This is a genomic window from Paenibacillus humicola (genome assembly GCF_028826105.1).
Taxonomy (GTDB): domain Bacteria; phylum Bacillota; class Bacilli; order Paenibacillales; family Paenibacillaceae; genus Paenibacillus_Z; species Paenibacillus_Z humicola.
This window is the reverse complement of sequence record NZ_JAQGPL010000001.1, coordinates 3,200,657-3,217,860: the sequence shown is the minus strand read 5'-3', so window position 1 is coordinate 3,217,860 and position 17,204 is coordinate 3,200,657. Positions and strand designations below refer to the sequence as shown.

At 56.7% G+C, this 17,204-nt stretch carries 15 protein-coding genes, 1 tRNA gene and 1 pseudogene; 12 read left to right on the top strand and 5 right to left on the bottom strand.

What is annotated here, in order from left to right; all coding sequences use genetic code 11:
• The first annotated feature begins 296 nt into the window (after positions 1 to 296).
• Both PD282_RS14725 and msrA read left to right on the top strand, forming a co-directional pair.
• Complete coding sequence (locus PD282_RS14725; RefSeq protein ID WP_274651417.1) at positions 297 to 1,004, top strand: spore coat protein; 708 nt, start codon at positions 297 to 299, stop codon at positions 1,002 to 1,004.
• 289 nt (positions 1,005 to 1,293) lie between these two features.
• Positions 1,294 to 2,268 carry a peptide-methionine (S)-S-oxide reductase MsrA gene (msrA, locus tag PD282_RS14720; protein WP_274651416.1) on the top strand — a complete coding sequence of 325 codons (975 nt, stop codon included), beginning with the start codon at positions 1,294 to 1,296 and terminating at the stop codon, positions 2,266 to 2,268.
• A 186-nt stretch (positions 2,269 to 2,454) separates the two neighbouring features.
• Here msrA and PD282_RS14715 read toward each other — a convergent pair whose 3' ends face one another.
• Entirely contained in the window at positions 2,455 to 3,141 is a 687-nt protein-coding gene (locus PD282_RS14715; RefSeq protein WP_274651415.1) for a phosphatase PAP2 family protein, read from the bottom strand.
• Positions 3,142 to 3,445: 304 nt separating this feature from the next.
• On the opposite strand from PD282_RS14715, the gene PD282_RS14710 reads away from it, so the two are divergent.
• Positions 3,446 to 3,940, top strand: a complete 495-nt coding sequence (locus PD282_RS14710; protein ID WP_274651414.1) for a GNAT family N-acetyltransferase — start codon at positions 3,446 to 3,448, stop codon at positions 3,938 to 3,940.
• A gap of 87 nt (positions 3,941 to 4,027) precedes the next feature.
• Here PD282_RS14710 and ytxJ read toward each other — a convergent pair whose 3' ends face one another.
• On the bottom strand, positions 4,028 to 4,369 hold the full coding sequence (gene ytxJ / locus PD282_RS14705; RefSeq protein WP_274651413.1) for a bacillithiol system redox-active protein YtxJ: 342 nt from the start codon (positions 4,367 to 4,369) through the stop codon (positions 4,028 to 4,030).
• 170 nt (positions 4,370 to 4,539) lie between these two features.
• On the opposite strand from ytxJ, the gene PD282_RS14700 reads away from it, so the two are divergent.
• The 9 genes from PD282_RS14700 (at position 4,540) to PD282_RS14660 (ending at position 16,121) form a co-directional block, all read left to right on the top strand.
• Entirely contained in the window at positions 4,540 to 5,433 is an 894-nt protein-coding gene (locus tag PD282_RS14700; RefSeq protein WP_274651412.1) for a hypothetical protein, read from the top strand.
• A gap of 398 nt (positions 5,434 to 5,831) precedes the next feature.
• Positions 5,832 to 6,431 (top strand): nitroreductase family protein, encoded by a 600-nt coding sequence (locus PD282_RS14695; RefSeq protein WP_274651411.1) that lies wholly within the window; start codon positions 5,832 to 5,834, stop codon positions 6,429 to 6,431.
• A 438-nt stretch (positions 6,432 to 6,869) separates the two neighbouring features.
• Positions 6,870 to 7,946 carry a hypothetical protein gene (locus PD282_RS14690; protein WP_274651410.1) on the top strand — a complete coding sequence of 359 codons (1,077 nt, stop codon included), beginning with the start codon at positions 6,870 to 6,872 and terminating at the stop codon, positions 7,944 to 7,946.
• A 171-nt stretch (positions 7,947 to 8,117) separates the two neighbouring features.
• Positions 8,118 to 8,208: transfer RNA gene (locus PD282_RS14685), tRNA-Ser, on the top strand.
• A 305-nt stretch (positions 8,209 to 8,513) separates the two neighbouring features.
• A complete protein-coding gene (locus PD282_RS14680; RefSeq protein ID WP_274651409.1) occupies positions 8,514 to 9,305 on the top strand; it encodes an arylamine N-acetyltransferase family protein in 792 nt (263 codons plus the stop codon).
• Between the two features lie 24 nt (positions 9,306 to 9,329).
• Complete coding sequence (locus tag PD282_RS14675; RefSeq protein WP_420832297.1) at positions 9,330 to 11,075, top strand: ABC transporter ATP-binding protein; 1,746 nt, start codon at positions 9,330 to 9,332, stop codon at positions 11,073 to 11,075.
• Positions 11,059 to 12,936: an ABC transporter ATP-binding protein gene (locus PD282_RS14670; protein WP_420832296.1), complete on the top strand. Its 1,878-nt coding sequence runs from the start codon at positions 11,059 to 11,061 to the stop codon at positions 12,934 to 12,936. The genes PD282_RS14675 and PD282_RS14670 overlap by 17 nt, the downstream gene beginning before the upstream one ends.
• 309 nt (positions 12,937 to 13,245) lie before the next feature.
• Positions 13,246 to 15,405 (top strand): alpha-glucan family phosphorylase, encoded by a 2,160-nt coding sequence (gene glgP, locus PD282_RS14665; protein ID WP_274651408.1) that lies wholly within the window; start codon positions 13,246 to 13,248, stop codon positions 15,403 to 15,405.
• Positions 15,406 to 15,647: 242 nt separating this feature from the next.
• Entirely contained in the window at positions 15,648 to 16,121 is a 474-nt protein-coding gene (locus PD282_RS14660) for a C40 family peptidase (RefSeq protein WP_274651407.1), read from the top strand.
• A 131-nt stretch (positions 16,122 to 16,252) separates the two neighbouring features.
• Here the strand turns inward: PD282_RS14660 and PD282_RS14655 are convergent.
• The 3 genes and pseudogenes from PD282_RS14655 to PD282_RS14645 form a co-directional block, all read right to left on the bottom strand.
• Positions 16,253 to 16,390: pseudogene (locus PD282_RS14655) on the bottom strand (Type 1 glutamine amidotransferase-like domain-containing protein); the annotation flags it as partial.
• A 46-nt stretch (positions 16,391 to 16,436) separates the two neighbouring features.
• Entirely contained in the window at positions 16,437 to 16,751 is a 315-nt protein-coding gene (locus PD282_RS14650) for an EthD family reductase (protein ID WP_274651406.1), read from the bottom strand.
• Between the two features lie 26 nt (positions 16,752 to 16,777).
• On the bottom strand, positions 16,778 to 17,152 hold the full coding sequence (locus PD282_RS14645; RefSeq protein WP_274651405.1) for a DinB family protein: 375 nt from the start codon (positions 17,150 to 17,152) through the stop codon (positions 16,778 to 16,780).
• Between the last annotated feature and the right edge of the window lie 52 nt (positions 17,153 to 17,204).

Sequence of the window (17,204 nt, the reverse complement as noted above, 5' to 3'; positions counted from 1 at the left end):
CGAAAAAGCTCGCCTATCGAAACGTAACGGGGCCGCCCGGCTGCTAAGCCGGGACGGCCCTGATTTTATTTTCACAGGGAAGAACGATTACCTTCATGCCGGGAGGGAATACAGGAATATTTGCGATTTGTTGTGACACAATACAAGAGGTGTGAATCGCTGCTTAGCTGAAGTTCACAAAACAGGGAACAGATTCCAGGAAAAAGAACGGGAGCTCGACCAAGCGTTCTCCTGGAAGACACTTACGGTGAAAGTTGCTTGCAATGAACCCCATTTGTTGAGGAGGAATTAGAAAAATGCCAGCCCAATACGGTGCGCATGAAGTCATGGAAGTTCACGAGGTGCTCAGCTGCGAAATCGACGCGATCAACAATTTCCAATTGTATCGTCCGCACGTGAAGGACCAGCAGCTCGCGCATATGCTCGAGCATCAGCTGCAATTTATGATGAACGGCTATCAGTCCTTCGTTCAAATGCTGAACGGTCAAGGCATGGCTCAAGCCGTACCGTACCGCGCGCCGAAGAACGCAAACCCGGTGTACGGCCTGCGCCAGCCGGGTCCGGTTGCGCCGAATACGTCGGCAGAGCAAATCGACGACCGCGATATTGCTTGCGGGATGCTGGGAGCCCACAAATCGGCTGCTGCGAAGAAAATGATGGCCGCACTGGAATGCGCCGACCCGCAAATCCGCGGCATGGTTCAGCAGTCGGCCAACAACTGCGCCGAGCTGGCTTATGAAACGTGGCAGTACATGAACCAAAAAGGCTATTACCAAGTGCCGACGATGAAGGAAGTCACGACCCAAACGATGCTGAATGCATACGCAGCTCCCGGGATGGAAGCTCAAGCGATGCCGTCCATGCCGATGCAGCAGCAGCAAAGCGGACTTGCCTTTTCGCTGCAGCAGCAAGGCACGCTTGCTTCTCCGATGCCGGTCGCGCAAACGAATATGACCCTGCCGACCATGGCGGCTCCGGTTCATCAAACGGGCATGCCTCAATAAGGCATCCCTGATCAAATGTCGGCTTTCAATCGAAGGACCCGCGCGGGATGCGACGGGTCTTTCGCCTTGAGCCCGAGAGGGTGTACGCCGCCTTGCCTGGGGAGGCCGCCACAGCGATTTTGCGGTTATCAATCCAGCGGGATTTTCACAAGTTTGCTCCTTTATCGGCCGATTCCGGTTCCGTTTCCGTCAATAGCCCTCGAAAAGGGCGGCGGACGGACGCAGGTTTTCGTCATGCCAGGATTTGGTGTATCATAAGGACTAGAACTGCGATCAGGAGGGATAGCCAATGACGGCGAATGAACATCAAGAGGGACGCGAGGAGCTGGCGACGTTTGCGGGAGGATGCTTCTGGTGCATGGTGAAGCCGTTCGACGAGCTGCCGGGAATCATAAAGGTCGTATCCGGCTATACGGGCGGCCATACGGAAAATCCGACCTACGAGGAGGTTTGCTCCGAAACGACCGGCCATGCCGAAGCGGTGCAGATTACGTTCGATCCCGGCTTGTTCCCGTATGAGAAGCTGCTCGGGCTGTTTTGGCAGCAGATCGATCCGACCGACGCCGGAGGGCAATTTCACGACCGGGGCTCGTCGTACCGGACCGCCATCTTCTACCACAACGAGGAGCAGCGGAAACAAGCGGAAGCATCCAAACGGGAGCTTGAACGCAGCGGCCGGTTCAACAAACCGATCGTAACCGAGATCGTGCCGGCGGGTCCCTTTTATCCGGCGGAGGACTATCACCAGGATTATCATAAAACGCATCCGTTCCGCTATAAAATGTACCGGACCGGCTCGGGCCGCGACGCCTTTATCCAATCGCACTGGAATACGGAGAAGGACAAGTCAAAGCTCCGCGGCAGGCTGACGGAGCTCCAATTCGACGTGACGCAGAACAGTGCGACGGAGCCGCCGTTCCGCAATGAATTTTGGGACAATCACCGGGAGGGGCTGTATGTCGACATCGTTTCCGGCGAACCGCTGTTCAGCTCGCGGGACAAGTTCGATTCGGGGTGCGGCTGGCCGAGCTTTACAAAGCCGGTGCATGAGGGTCAGGTGACCAAGCAGGGCGATTACAGCCACGGCATGGTCCGTACGGAGGTGCGAAGCCGGCAGGCGGACTCCCATCTCGGCCACATCTTCAACGACGGTCCGAAGCCCGGCGGACTCAGGTACTGCATCAACTCCGCGGCGCTTCGCTTTATTCCCGTCGAACGACTGGACGAAGAAGGCTACGGGAAATTTAAATCTCTGTTTGAATAAATCCCATGTAAAAGTTGCATCGACGGCTTTTGCCAGGCGTGGACGGGCCGCCGCAGCCGCGTCCGTCTTGACCGTTTGACCGGGTACGGATGTGCGTCCTGCCGCTAATAACCCTTGGCCTCTTTAGCCGCATGCCAAAAAATAAACCGGCCCGCCATCGCTTACCGATGAAGGCCGGTTTTTCCGTTAAAAATCGATATCCGCCTTTTGCAGCGCCGGATTCGCCTTGCGCGTCTTTACCGTCTGTTCCATCAGGCCCAGCAGCCGGTAGACCGTATCGGCCAGCAGGATGCCTGCGACGGCATCCATAATGGCATGCTGCTTGATGAACACCGTTGACAAAATAATGATCGAAGACATGCCGTAGATCAGCGTCTGGTTGCGCTTGTTTTTGAAGGAACTGGAATACAGAGCCTTCATCACCAAATAGCTGGAGAAGCAGTGAATGCTTGGAAAACAGTTAAAGGGGGCATCGTGGCCGTAAATGTAATCGAGCAGCCTCGAAATCGGATCCGTACCGTCGACATAGGGCCGGGGAACGGTCGTTTGAAACACCATGTAGATCGAATAGCATATCAATGCACAAATCGTGTAGGTGAGCAGGGTACGCGCGTATACCTTTCGATCTTTCATGAAAAAATAGATCAGGCAAATATAAATATAAAAAATCCATACGGAATAGGGCAGTACGAACGCTTTTACGACCGGAATGATCCGGTCCAGATCCGTCACCAGACTGTAAACCTGATTGGCCGGATGGTTTACCTGCGCGTACAACCACCCCAGAACCGGGAAAATCAGCATGCCGAGCAGCGGTTTATATCGGTTCCAGGCCGCAGCGATATTCGGTTTGGTCATCGATAAACGCTTCACCGGTGCATCCTCCTCTCCCCCAAAAGGACTACTCCGTATCCCGGTTAGAAATACGCGAGTGCTATGATAAAATATCGCCGCCGAATTTGCAATCGGAAAAAACGGCTGAATCGGCCAGCAAACCCGCAAATCGCTGAGTTTAGGTTGCCATAAGCCGCAAGATCGCCTGTTGTCGATTTTCGAACTTGTCTGTCGACGATCACAGTTATTAAACGAGCCTGACCTTGAAAAGGTTCTATTCAAAACCTATATACCCGTTGTAAACTTGTACATATCGGAATTTTAGAGAAAAGAGGAGCAGGAGATGGAGCTGACATTCGAACCGTTTCGCATGGAGCATCTGAAAGGAGTACGCGGCATTTACAACGATTACGTCGTGAATACGACCGTAACGTTCGATCTGGAGGCAGTGTCGGCGGAGGAGATGAAGTCGAATATCGTCAATCCCGACCCGAGATTCAAAACGTTTGTCATTCTCGATCGGGGAGAGCTTATCGGCTACATCCTGCTGACGCAATACAAGAAAAAGCGGGCCTACGATATTTGTGCCGAAGTGACCATCTATTTAAAGGCGGAGACGACCGGGCAGGGGATCGGCTTCCGGGCGCTGCAGTTTATCGAGTCGTATGCGGTGCAGAACGGCTTTCAGGTGCTGATCGCGACCATCTGCTCGGAGAACGACCGGAGCATCCGGCTGTTTGAGCGGAACGGATACGAGCAGTGCGCCTACTTCCGGGGGGTCGGGTATAAGTTCGGACGAAAGCTGGACATCGTGTGCTTTCAGAAGCAGCTCGGCTGAGCGCCAGCCTGCTGCGAAAAGGAAAAACGAAAGGAGCAGGCCTGCCGATCGGCAGAAGCCCGCTCCTTTTTGCTTGGCGGTCGAGGTTTAATTGAGGACGGCCGTCATATGCTCGGTCGTGATCGACCAGTGGGATGCACTCCACACTTTTTCCTTGTTTTTGATCAAAATGATTTGCGGGGATTCGTGCTTCACGGCCGTATCCTCGGCAATTTTGTTCGATACCGGGCGGGACTCGATTACCTTTACCAGCACATAGTCGGTATCGGCGGCTGGATTTTCCTGCAAATAGGCGTTGAATTCGTTCAGCGCGTTCGCGCTGACCGGGCACGTCGTGCTGTGCTTGAAAATGACCAGCTGCTTGTTCGCCGACTCGGAATAAGCGGATTCCCAATCCGCCAGCGATTCGATTTCGCGGTATTGCTTCATAGGGCAGGAGCTCCTTTCAAAAATACGATGGATGAATATGGACCGGTGGCTTCATTATAACCATTCGATTTTTCGGATACAAGCTCGATCATGAGAGAATCCTAATGATACGTCCCCCTTTAATCCGACGTTTCGTGCGAACTGTAGGAATGAGGGGGCGAAACATCACGATGGAATCGAAACGCTGTTTGTTTTGCGATCGGCTCGTGCCGATCAAACCGAACGACGATTACGACTGGTATATCGGCTGCTTCTGCGCGCCGGGCAGCGGTTATGCGCTCCGAAAAGACAGCTATGAAACGTACAAGTCCGTTTCCTACCAGACAAAACGGGCGCTGTTCCCGCTTATTTCCGGTTATATCCGCGAGCTGACCGACTGCGGCGAAACCGTCGCCTTGGCGGACGAGGATTTGGCGGCAATCGGCAAATCGCCCCGTATACCGGCAACGATCGACGCGAAGGGCGAGCGGCTGCTGCAGTTTTTGCACCGGCATTCGGACGGTCCGGGGGAGCCGGTCATCCTTCATCAGCTTACGGAAAGCTATAATTTGACTTATTCCCCGAATCTCCAGGAGCTCATTTATATTATTGAGAAGCTGAAGGATGAAGAAATGCTGGAGCGGACGGGCTCGACGTTTAAACTGACGGAGACGGGCTGGAAGACGGCGGTGGCGCTGGCCGGAGGCAAGCGGCTGAAGCCGTGCTGCGTCTTCGTGCCGGAGGAGGAGCAGCTGCGTTACGAGTGGCAGGCGAACATTTTTCCGAAGCTGGAGCAGTGCGGGTATATGCCGCAGTTCGTATCCGGCGAAGATGGCACGGACAGCGAAACGCTGCTGCGTCAGCTCGCGGAAAGCAAGCTGCTGGTCGCCGATTTGTCGGACCCGTCGCCGGAAATGTACGTTTCGGCAGGCTATGCGCTCGGTCTGCAGCTGCGCGTGCTCTGGACGGCCAAACGAAGCGAAGCCGGTAAAATGGCGGTGCGGCTGGAATCGATCAGACCGCTCTTGTACGAGGAAACGGAAGAGCTGGCGGAGCTGCTGCAGCAGCGGCTGAAGTCTCGTTAACCTTGTGCCGGCGGCAGGTCTCCTTGCGGAAAGCTCCCGTACTGGTGTATCATTTGTACAGGTTTGAAGGGAGGGACAACGCATGGGAGTGCCGGCAGGTGTATGGATTTGTGCGATAATCATTGCCATTGCGGTCACGTGGCTTACGCTTTGGGTGACGAAAAAAGCGTACTCGAAAAAATGGGAAGATTCCGAATAACTAGACAATACGAATCAGCCGGTATTTAACGCTGCCGTTTGAACGGCAGGCGGACGCTCAAGGCGCGTCGACAGACGGGCCTTTCATTTTCAACCAGATATCTTAAAATTTAACCTTTTCTTTTTGCGGCGGTTGGTTTATAATAACCTTCGAGCGGTAATATCTCAAATTTGAGAAACATAATTTGGAGGGAAAGAAAATGGAGAAAACATTTTTCGAATCTATAGTGAACCGGCGCACCTATTACGGAATCGGCAAAGAATCGACGATATCCGACGAACGCATCATGGAGGTTGTGAAGCAGGCGGTGAAGCATACCCCGTCCGCCTTCAACTCGCAAAGCGCCCGCGTCGTCGTGCTGTTGAACGAGGAGCATAACAAGCTGTGGGATTTGACGACATCCATTCTGAAGTCGATCGTTCCCGAAGACCAGTTCGAATCGACGGCTCAGCGCATGAGCGGATTCCGGAGCGGATACGGCACCGTGCTGTTCTTCGAGGATCAGACGGTCGTCGAATCGCTTCAGGCGCAGTTACCGACCTACCAGGACCGGTTCCCGATCTGGTCGCAGCAGTCTTCGGGCATGCTGCAATATGTGATTTGGACGGCATTGGAGAACGAAGGGCTCGGCGCATCGCTGCAGCATTACAATCCGCTGATCGACGAGCGGGTGAAAGCCGATTGGAAGCTCCCCGAAACGTGGCAGCTCGTAGCGCAAATGCCGTTCGGCAAGCCGACGGCACCAGCGGGAGAGAAGCAGTTCCAGCCGCTTGAAGACCGCATTAAGCTGTTTAAATAAACCGCTAAAGAACAAACCGGCAAGCAGCCGGTAAACCTATCATTACCGGTATGAACCGGCCGCAGCTGCGGCCGGTTTTTTGACATAATAGCATAAAATCCGCCGCGGACGGCGGGAGCCATTTCTTTCTGATCACGCAGGAAAGTATGAATGTTCGGCTCGCTTATTTTATACATCTAAGGGAGGAAGCCTGATGCTCCGCCGGGAAGGCACATTGTTCGTGCGTCGAAAGCCAGGCCGGATAATTACGGTGTCAATTGCAACAATAAGAGCAGCCGGCTTATCCGAACCTTTTATTCCAAATCCAGGAAGGAGGCTTGCAGCAGCGCGAAGCAGTAATTCAGCCGAGGCTCGGCGGCTTGAATTCAGGGACGGCCATGGACGGAACGGTCGGAGTCGTGAAGGAGAACGTTTATGCGACGAAGGAGGGACTTAGCATTGCGAAAGAAGCTGATGCTGTATTTCGGACTGATCGGTACGATGCTGTTTGCTGCGACCGCGGCGGCCGACGATTCGGACATCGTGCCGATCGATTCGCTGAAGCCGGCGATCAAGATGGAGAAGCCGGTTCTGACCGGCACCGGCGGTCCGCTTCTGCTCAGCGATTCGCCCGAATCGCCCAAGACGGAGGGTGCGTATTACCGCGACAATGTCAGCGGATCGTTTCGGGTCTTTTGGCATCATCAGAATATGTCGGGACAGCCGATGACGATATCGGTGGCCGTCACGAATAATACAGGCGCGCCGGTCATGCTTTTCTCGAACGGAATCGGCATCGGAACGAACTATTATCCCGATGTGGCCGGCCAGGATTCCCTGACCGCGTTTATGAAAAATCGGGCGGCGCAGAAGCTCGAGGCCGTGCTGAATCCGGGCGACAGCTACTTCCTGGATACGGTGACCGCCGATACGTATACGACGAGCGGTATTGCGCAGTTTGACGCCGTTTCGCTGCAAGGCCACCGCGATGCCGCCGTGACGGTGACGACGCTCGGTTACCGGACGGCAAAGCCGGAACGGCCGGACCAGATGCCTATTTTGCCGGGCGACGTACATGTGCGCGGCACGTTCCCCCATTCCGACCGCGCGGGGACGCTCCAGTACAATACGTCCTCGGCCAATGCGCTTATCCGGATCTCGTCGTCGGCTTCCGGCCCGTACAGCGATTCGATGCCGGGAGAGTACGAGGAGGGGTATGATGCGGTGGACGGCGGAACGGTCGTTAATAACGGGAACTACGGCGTCTTGTATAATCTGAGCGTCGTCATCAATAACGAAGAGGACGCCAAGCGGCGAATCGAAGTATACGACAACCCGTCCGGAGGCGGGGGCCATTATGTCGTCGGGTGGGGAAAGGACCTGGAGGAATCGCAATATTTGAATTATCTATATGCCTGGAAGGTCGCCGATTTCAACGTGAACAAAAAAGGGAAAACGGTCGAAGCGCAGCTCAGCTTAACGGGCGGCGCCGCAGGGCCGCAGGTGCTCTATTTTACGAACAGCGCACTGCAGTAAATTGATCGCGCGCTTCCGGGCGCAGACCGTCCGGAGGCCGCTTGCTTAGGGCAGGACCTTCACGGCTCCGACGGTTCCGTCCGTTCCCGGCAATCTATTTTCCACTTGAAAATGCGCTCGAATCCGTGTATCATATAAAAGCTGTCGCAAAATAGATTGACAGTAGGTCATGGAGAGATACCCAAGCGGCTCAAGGGGACCCTCTGCTAAGGGGTTAGACTGCGCAAGCGGTGCGAGGGTTCGAATCCCTCTCTCTCCGCCATTTTGAATGGCATGACCAAATCGCCTTGCAGGGGCGATGGCACTCGAGTTCAAAGTACACCGTCCATATACCGGCAACCGAAACCGTGGAGACACGGTTTTTTTTGTTGCGTCGAGGCAGCCGGACGGCTGTATCTTACGGCGGGGAAGATGGCACTCGACGGAACAAGCGGCGGCGCATATGCCGCGGCTTTGTGCCGCGTTCAAGAAGGTGCGGCCCTTGCATATATAAGGAAGGAGAACGCGGCGGCACCGCGAATGTCTTATAGGAATGTTCAAATCCGCACCTGGAGAGGAGTCATGCCGATGAATAATACCCGCGACACCTTGAAGCCGGAAACGGCCGCTTATTTGGCCCGTATCGGGTACGACGGTCCGATGGATGGAAGCGCCGCCGCGCTGGCCGGACTGCAGGACGCGCATCTTCATGCGGTCCCTTACGAAAATTTCGATTTGCTGCCGGACAGGCGGGTGCCGCTTTCCCTGGAGATCGGCAAGCTGTATGACAAAATCGTCGTTCGACGCCGCGGCGGCTACTGCTTCGAGCTGAACGCGCTGTTCGGCTGGCTGCTGCGAGAGCTGGGCTACCCGGTAACGGACTTTGTCGCCCGCTTCTGGCGCGACGAGCCGGACCCGCCGCCGAAGCGGCGGCATCATGTGCTGATGGTCCGCGCCGATGATGCGGATTACTTGTGCGATGTCGGCGTCGGAGGCATCGTGCCGCGCCGGCCGATTCGGATGGAGGAAGGACTGGAGCAGCGGCAGGGCGACGAGGTTTACCGGCTGGAGCGCGATGCTCAGTATGGCTGGATGCTTTGCGAGCTGAAGGCCGGGGAATGGAAACGGATTTATTCCTTCACCGAGGAACCGCAGCTGCCGAAGGATTTTTTGTTTGCGAGCTTTTGGTGCGAGCATGCGCCGGAATCGATTTTCGTGCAGAGCGCCATGGCGGCGATTCGCACGCGCGATGGCCGGAATACGCTGGCGGGCGACGAATTTCGCCTTTTCCGGAAGGACGGCGTCCGCGCGTTCGTCCCCCGTTCGAAAGACGAATATGCCGCGGCTCTGCGCGACTATTTCGGGATTGTGCTCGATTGATCTACACGCGGGGAGGCCTTTATTTTGCATTTCATGAGAAATTATGTCCGCAAATACGGCGTCCGGTTTTGTCTGGGCGTCCTGCTCGTGGCGTGCGAGGCGATGTGCGATCTGATGCAGCCGACGATCATGTCCCGGATTGTCGACGTCGGCGTCGCGTCGAACAGTATGAGCACCGTTCTTCATTACGGCGAGCTGATGCTGCTGATCACCGCAGCCGGCGCGTTTGCGGCATCGGGCCGCAACCTCGTTGCCAGCCGGGTGTCCCAGAGCTTCGGCGCGGATTTGCGGCTCGACTTGTTTCGAAAGATCCAGCAGCTGTCCTTCGAAAATATCGACCGCTTCGACCGCGCCTCGCTCGTTACCCGTTTGACCAACGACGTCACGCAGGTGCAGAACTTCGTCAACGGGATGATGCGGTTCTTCGTCAAAGCGCCGATGCTTTGCATCGGCGGCCTTATCATGGCGGTCCGGCTCAATCCGCATCTGTCGCTCGTGCTGGTCGTCGTCGTACCGGTCGTTGGCGCGCTGATCGCGCTCAATATGAAGGTCGGCTTTCCGCTCTTCATGAAGGTACAGCAGGCGATGGACCGGCTGAACGGCGCGATGCGCGAATATTTGTCCGGAGTGCGCGTTGTGAAAGCGTTTAACCGCTTCGATTACGAGGTCGGCAAATTCGGCCGGATCAACGACGATTACCAGCGCCGTTCAATCACCGCCCAGCGGGCGATGTCGGTGTTCAACCCGGCCATCACGCTGACGGTCAATTTCGGCATCGTCGCCGTGCTGCTCATCGGCGGCATGCGGGTCAATGCCGGCAATATGCAGGTGGGCCATATCATCGCGTTCGTCAATTACATGACGCAAATTTTGTTCGGCCTCATGACGATCTCGATGGTATTCACGATGTTCGTCCGGGCAAGGGCGTCTTCCGGACGCATCGGCGAGGTGTTCGCGGAGAACAGCCGTCTGACCTGGAACGAGGAGGCGTCGCGGCGATTCGCCGGCAGCGGCTTGATTGAATTCGACCGTGTCGGCTTTTCCTATGACGGCCCGTCCGGCGCGCTTGTACTTAAATCGGTCGACCTGACCGTTCATCCGGGCGAAACGGTCGGCATCGTCGGCTCGACGGGATCCGGCAAAACGAGTCTCGTCAATCTGGTGCCGCGATTTTACGATACCGTCGCCGGCGAGGTGCGGGTGAACGGCGTCGACGTTCGTGAGCTCGACCCCCGCATCCTTCGCGAGAAGGTGGCCGTCGTGCCGCAAAAAACGGTGCTGTTCACCGGCAGCATCATCGAAAATATCCGGTGGGGCAGCGAGAACGCGTCGATCGGCGAGGTCGAACAGGCGGCGAAAATGGCGGCGGCGCACGATTTTATTTCCGCTTTACCCGAAGGCTACGAGACGAAGCTCGGCCAGGGCGGCGTCAACCTGTCGGGCGGGCAGAAGCAGCGGCTGTCCATCGCAAGAGCGCTCGTACGCAAGCCCGACATCCTCATTCTCGACGACTGCACAAGCGCGGTGGACGCTGCGACGGAAGCGTCAATCAAGGCGGCGCTGCGCCAGTTTGCGAAGGGCATTACGTGCCTCTTAATCGCCCAGCGCATCACGTCGGTGATGGATGCGGACAAAATCGTCGTGTTAAGCGACGGCGAAATCGTCGGCATCGGCAGCCATGAAACGCTGCTGGGCAGCTGCGAGGTGTACCGGGAAATTTACCGTTCCCAAATCGGAAAAGAGGTGGAAATCCATGCCGCAGCCGAATGAGCAGGAACCGAGACGTCCGGCAGCCTCCGTTCCGGGCCCGCCCGGTATGCCCGGCGGATTCGGGGGAAGGCCCGGCGGCAGAGGCGGGCCTGTGCAGAAGCCGAAAAATTTCCGCGGCACGCTGCGGCGGCTGTGGTCGTACATCGGGCAGGAACGCAGGCGGCTGTCGCTCGTTTTCGCGTTTATTTTGGTCGATGCACTCGTAACGCTCGTCGGTCCGTACTTGATCGGCCGCGCTGTCGACTCGATGGCCGGCGCGGCGGGGAACGTGAACTTCAAGCTGCTGCACATCGTGCTGATCGCGCTGGCGATTTCCTACGTCTGCGACGCCGGACTGACGCTCATGCAGGGCTGGATGATGGCGGGCATTGCGCAGCGGATCGTAAAGGCGCTGCGGGAAGCGCTGTTCGGCAAGCTGCAGAAGCTGCCGCTCGCTTTCTTCGATACGCGCAGGCACGGCGAAGTGATGAGCCGGCTCTCAAACGATATCGACAACGTCAATATGACCGTCTCGCAGACAACGACGCAGCTGATGACGGGAGCGATCGCGATCGTCGGTTCGCTGATCATGATGCTCGTGCTGAGCCCTCTGCTGACGCTGGCGAGCCTCATTACGGTTCCGCTCGTTTATGTGCTGGCGCGGACCGTGACGAAACGGACGAGCGTCCTGTTCCGCAACCAGCAGGCGCAGCTCGGCAAGCTGAACGGGCAGATCGAGGAGACGATTTCCGGTCTGCTGGTCGTGAAAGCGTTCAATCATGAGGAGAAAGCGATCCGGGAATTCTCGGAAGTGAACGGCAGGCTGCGCGAGGTCGGCACGCAGGCGCAGATCTGGTCCGGCTTCCTGATGCCGCTGCTCGGCGTCATCAACAACCTCGGCTTCGCCGCAGTGGCGATCGTCGGCGGCATATTGGCGATCAAAGGGCTCATCTCCGTCGGCGTCATCGCCAGCTTCCTCAGCTATTCCCGGCAGTTTGTCCGGCCGCTGAACGACATCGCCAACACGTATAACGTGCTGCAGTCGGGCATCGCCGGAGCGGAGCGGGTGTTCGAGGTGCTTGACGAGAAGGAGGAGCCGGACGATCCGCCGGGCGCGGCCCAGCTGGTCAATCCGAAGGGGCTTGTGGAATTCGACAACGTGTCGTTCGGCTACCGCCCCGAAGCGCCGATCCTGAAAAACGTCAGCTTCGCCGCCGCGGCCGGCAGCAGCACGGCGCTTGTCGGCCCGACCGGGGCGGGCAAAACGACGATCGTCAACCTGCTGACGCGGTTTTACGATACGACGAGCGGCACGATCCGCATCGACGGACGGGATATCCGCTCGTACACCCGGGACAGCCTGCGCAAAGCGTTCGGCATCGTGCTGCAGGACACGTATTTATTTTCCGGAACGATCAAGGAAAATATTAAATACGGCAGGGAGGACGCCACCGACGAGGAGGTGAAGGCTGCGGCGGTTATGGCCAATGCGGACGGCTTCATCCGGCGCCTGCCGCTGCAGTACGACTCGATGCTGTCGGAGAACGGCGGCAATTTGAGCCAGGGCCAGCGGCAGCTGCTCGCCATCGCCAGGGTTATTCTCGCCCGGCCGTCGATCCTCATTCTGGATGAGGCCACGAGCAGCATCGACACGCGGACGGAGCTCCACATTCAGGATGCGCTGCTGCACATCATGCAGGGACGAACGAGCTTCATCATCGCCCACCGGCTCAACACGATCCGCGACGCCGATTCGATTATGGTGATCGACCGAGGCGAAATCGTCGAGCGGGATACGCACGAAGGACTGCTTCAAGCGGAGGGCGTCTACTACCGGATGTTTTACAACCAGTTCAAAAATTTGGAAGGGGCCTTCGATTAAGCCGCGGTATTCCGCGGCTTTTCTCTTTGTAGCGGAATAGGTTCACACTTCACGTTCCTTTTGCTATCGGTTGAAGGGAAGATATTTGTTCCGCCGTCGGATAGACGGCTTCAGCCGTTATTGCCGGTTTTTCCGGGCTTCGGCGAGCCGGGAGCTTCGAACGGTCGGATGCGGCTCAGGGGGCGCCGCTTTCAAGCGGAACCGGTTTACCGCCGCTTCGCAGCAGGGATAGGCACGAGTGCCGGTCTTTTGCATAGGATATCGGGTAAGTTCCGGCACAACCATCTCGTAAAACGTGAGGTGATGCTTATGTGTACCTGCGCGGCCTACTTCTCCGCGGAGTTCGGGCTTGACGAGTCGCTGCCGATTTACTCGGGCGGGCTGGGCATTTTGGCGGGCGATCATATGAAAGCCGCCGGCGATCTGGGACTGCCCCTCGTCGGGGTCGGCATCTTTTACAGCTGCGGCTATTTCGAGCAGCGCATTTCTGAGAGCGGCACCCAGGAGCATCTGTATCCGATGCTCGACCCGGACCGATTGCCGTTGGAGCCCGTGCTGGACGCCGGCGGCCGTCAGCTGCTCGTCACCGTACCGCTGGAGGGACGGGAGGTCTATTTGAAGGCGCTGGTCGCCCGGGCCGGGTCGGCTCCCGTCTATCTGCTCAGCGCGGACACGGAGCTGAACGGCGAGCACGACCGGAGGCTGACGGACCGGCTCTACCCCGGCGATCCCGCCGTCCGGATCGGGCAGGAAATCATACTCGGCATCGGCGGCGTCCGGCTGCTGGCTGCCCTTGGAATCGTGCCCGGCGTATGGCATATGAACGAAGGGCACTCCGCCTTTCTGACGCTCGAGCGGATCCGGATGCTGTCGGCCGAAGGCGTTCCGTTCGAGACGGCGCTGGAAGCGGTCAAGGCCGCCACGGTGTTTACGACGCATACGCCGGTTCCCGCCGGTCACGATATTTTCAGCGAAGAGCTGGTGGACCGTTTTTTGGGCGGCTATTATTGGCAGCTTGGGACGAGCCGCGAGCGGATTTTGGAGCTCGGCCGGGCGGAAGGCGGCTTCAACATGACCCGCCTCGCGGCAAGCGCTTCCGCAAAGGTGAACGGGGTCAGCCGGCTTCATGCCGAGGTGACGAAAAAGCTGTTTCACCGCTGGATGCCCCATATCCCGGGCGAAGATATTCCGGTAGAAGCGATCACGAACGGCATCCATACCGAAACGTGGCTGTCGCCAGAAATGAAGGCGCTCTTCGACCGGCATTTACCGCAGCAGTGGAGAGCGAAAGCGGCCAAAACGGAGCTGTGGGAGCCGATTCGGGATATCCCGGACCGGGAGCTGTGGGAAGCGCACGAGCAGGCGAAGGGGCGTATGCTCCGGGAGCTCGGGCTGCCGGCGGCTGGCGGGGGACGGCTGCCGCTGGTCATCGGATTTGCGCGCCGGTTTGCGACGTATAAGCGGGCGCTGCTCGTCTTTCGGGATCCGGAGCGGCTCGCGCGCATCCTCCGCGATGCGGAGCGTCCCGTCGTCCTCGTCTTCGCCGGCAAAGCGCACCCCGCGGACGGCGCCGGTCAAGAGCTGATTCGCGGCCTGTCCCGTCTGACCGCGGATGAACGGTTCAAGGACCGCGTCTTTATCGTCCCGAACTATGCGATGGATATCGCGAAACGCCTCGTTCAAGGCGTCGACGTTTGGCTGAACACGCCGGTCAAGCCGATGGAAGCGAGCGGGACGAGCGGGCAGAAAGCGGCCGTTAACGGCGTGCTTAATTTGAGCGTGCTCGACGGCTGGTGGTGCGAAGGCTATAACGGCCGCAACGGCTGGGCGATCCCCGGCGCGGAAGAGCTGGAGGACGACGCGCGCGCCGACCAGGACAGCCGGGCGCTTTACGAGCTGCTGGAGAACGAGGTCGTGCCGCTTTATTACAGCCGCGGCGGCGATGACGTTCCGGGCGGATGGACCGCTATGATGAAGGAATCGATCGTTTCGCTGGCGCCGCAGTTCAATACGACGCGTATGGTGCTCGATTACTGGCGCACCCTGTATGCGCCCGTTTCGGAACGGGGAGCGCGCTTTGCCGCGGACGGCTTCGAGCTTGCACGGAAGGTGGCGGACTATAAACGGTTCATCCGCAGCCATTGGCGCGAGGTGTCCGTTCGCCACATGGAGGTGGCATCAGCGCAGGGCACAAGGATCGGACTGCCGAGCACGGTTTGCCGGGTCGAGGTCGTTCTCGGGCCGATCTGGCATCAGGATATCCGGGTTGAAGCGGTCGGTCCGGACGGAAAAGGCGGCATTTGGAAAGCGCCGCTGACCATGGTCAAGCAGCTGGGGACGGGATGTTATCTGTACGAAGGCGCACTGCCCGGCGACGGCGCGCTGCTGGCTGGGGCAAACGTGCGCGCAATGCCGGTCAGTCCGGATTTCGCTCATGAATTCGAAATGGAGCTGGCGGCATGGGGGTAAGCGGAAAATAACGTTTTTTGCCGAAAAAGCTGTCCACGATCTTGCCGAAAAAGCAAGAAGGACAGCTTTTTTTCGCGATTAAAAAGTTCTCATGAATTTCTCATAAAAAGCGTAATCCATTGCGAGCAATCCGAATGCGCTCTCATTGGCAAAATCGGCCTTATTTTGATGTGCTATAGTTAATGCTGGAATCAATACCCCGGAAGCATTGACTACTATCAAGATGGAGGCCGCATAGCAGAATGTTCAAGAAAAGACTTTCAAGAACGATTGGAATCGGCATATGTATCGCGTTAGGCTTTTCTGCGTTTACCTTCGGTGCGCCGTCCAAGGCGAGCGCCGCCACTCCCGAATCGCTTAAGCTGATCAGCGTCGGCAAACAATTTCTCGGCACCCCGTATCTGTTCGGCGCCGATTCCGGAAGCACGACCGCTTTCGACTGCTCTTCCTTTACGCAATATATTTTTAAAAAGCTCGGCGTTACACTGCCCCGCACCTCTTCCGCGCAGGCATTGAAAGGGAAAAAGGTGGCGAAAGGATATCTCAGCGTCGGCGATTTAATCTTTTTCAACACGAGCGGGAAAGGCATCAGTCATGTCGCGATTTACGCAGGTAACGGAAAAATGCTGCACAGCGCCGGCAGCGGCGTAAAAATCACGAGCATGAACATCTCGTATTGGAAAAATAAATTCGTCACCGCGCGCCGCGTCCTTTAAACGAACAACACTTACATAAGACGGCCCCTTAATCGGGGGCTGTTTTTTATTACCTATAGGTTATGTTAAATGAAAATCGCTTGGGGAAAGGCGGTTTATTTCGCGTCCGATCGCCTAATTTTTCAAAAATGCTAAGGCGAATACAGTTTCCAATGCCCTTCGGAGACCACTTCGACTGCTCCGTCGACCACTTTGATGGCGGTCTGATCATCAATCGCATACGCCGGCCCCTGTATCCCGGCGGCCCATCTTTCTGCATCAGCCATGGTTTAATTTAAAGCGATGTTTTATTGAGCACTAAATTGCAATTAGGATTTACACGATTTCCTTAAGTTCATATACCATGGAGTGCATGCCTGGACTTAGCCGTTCAAGATTTTTAACATCTTCGGCAGATGCTCTTCCTTCCGGTGACTGGAATGCCTTGTTGATGTCTTCCATGCTATCCCAATCCAATTCGGCTACGAGATAGTAGGGATCGGCTCCTCGAATCGGTACTGAGTTACGGCTTAAGGAATAACGGCGGAGACCCGGAAGTTTTTTTGCCAAAGGAATGTGTACCTCGCGATAGTGGTTCTCAAACGCCTCTGTATCACTTGGCTCGGGGTATAGAATTAAGAATCGGACCATTAAAATACCTCCTAAATTTTCAATGTTTACAATTTGAATTCAGATTTGATTAGCGTCCGCAAGCCGGTTTGCTCCAAAATGCTTTGGAACGACGTCGTCAAATGCCAGGCCAGCTGGCCAAGCGTGCGGTGTCCCTCCACGATCGGCTGTATAAGCGATGCGTCTGTCAGAGAGTCCAGCACTTTCAGCGTGGTTGCGCTTTCGGCTTGCAAATCTTGCACCGCTTGTTTTAAAGTCGAGTACATTGTCCTTCCTTTTCTCAATCGTAGCATCAAAATACGGCTTTGATTTCTTTTCATTTGCGATCTTGAATGACCATTTCTTACATCGACAACGCGCGTGCCGGAGACCGAGCGGTTCTTTCTGCCGGGAATGAGTATATCTTCAATAAAGCAAATCAAATAAAGAGCTTCCCTCGTTCGCTGAAGAGCGGGATTTATAAGGTCATTTTGG